This is a genomic window from Pseudomonas avellanae BPIC 631 (genome assembly GCF_000444135.1).
GTDB lineage: Bacteria > Pseudomonadota > Gammaproteobacteria > Pseudomonadales > Pseudomonadaceae > Aquipseudomonas > Aquipseudomonas avellanae.
Genome location: NZ_ATDK01000499.1, coordinates 1 through 737, shown reverse-complemented (window position 1 = coordinate 737; position 737 = coordinate 1). Strand labels below are relative to the sequence as shown.

Annotated in this window: 1 protein-coding gene and 1 pseudogene; both read right to left on the bottom strand. The window is 56.3% G+C overall.

Going from position 1 to position 737, the window contains the following annotated elements; translation table 11 throughout:
- Positions 1–102 precede the first annotated feature (102 nt).
- Positions 103–570: pseudogene (locus DW49_RS0124215) on the bottom strand (bacteriophage T4 gp5 trimerisation domain-containing protein); the annotation flags it as partial.
- Between the two features lie 47 nt (positions 571–617).
- On the bottom strand, positions 618–737 hold a 120-nt coding region (locus DW49_RS1000000131155; RefSeq protein ID WP_161780210.1), incomplete at its 5' end, for a transposase domain-containing protein.

Sequence of the window (737 nt, the reverse complement as noted above, 5' to 3'; positions counted from 1 at the left end):
ACTCGCTACGTTTGGAACGCGAAGGGAGAAGATATTTTGAAAAAAATACAGCGAGCCCGCGCGGCAATGACCACGCAGGCATGAGAGAAGTTAATTTTGAGATGGTACACTAGGCGGCTTGATGCCTATCCCGGTGCCGGTTCCGGCGGAGCCTCCAGCGTTGACGTTCGCGATCGGGCCGATCATGGTTATCCCGCCCGCGTCGAGCTTGATGAAGCTCCCGCCCGCCTTCACGGTGAGCTCCACGCCCGCCTCGATAACAATCTTTTCGCCGGCCTTCAAGTGAATCTCGGTGCCTGCGCTGGTCAGTTGCGCGGTGCCCAGTTTCACGTGCTGGTTCTGCGCAACCGTCAGGTGGTCGTCCATCCGGACTTCGGTCTTGCGGTCGGCGTGGGTGGTGCGGTGTTCTTCGGCTTTCAGCTCGGTGTAGGTGTTCTTTTCTACCGTGTCGTGGCGTTCGTTGCCAACGCGGATTTTCTGGTCATTTTCGATGTTCTCGTCCCAGTCCCGCTGGGCATGGATGAAAATCTGTTCGGCGCCTTTTTTATCTTCGATGCGCAGTTCGTTGTAGCGTATCCACGCCACAAACCCCACCTAGCAAAAAATGAGTATCTGGTTTAGCGAGGCATCTCTGGTGAGCAGTTCCATGGCAACAACGCTTCGTAGTCTTCTACCGACGACGCATGCGGCAACCGCTCAAGTACGTGGCGCAGCCACGTATAAAGCTCTTGGCCGTT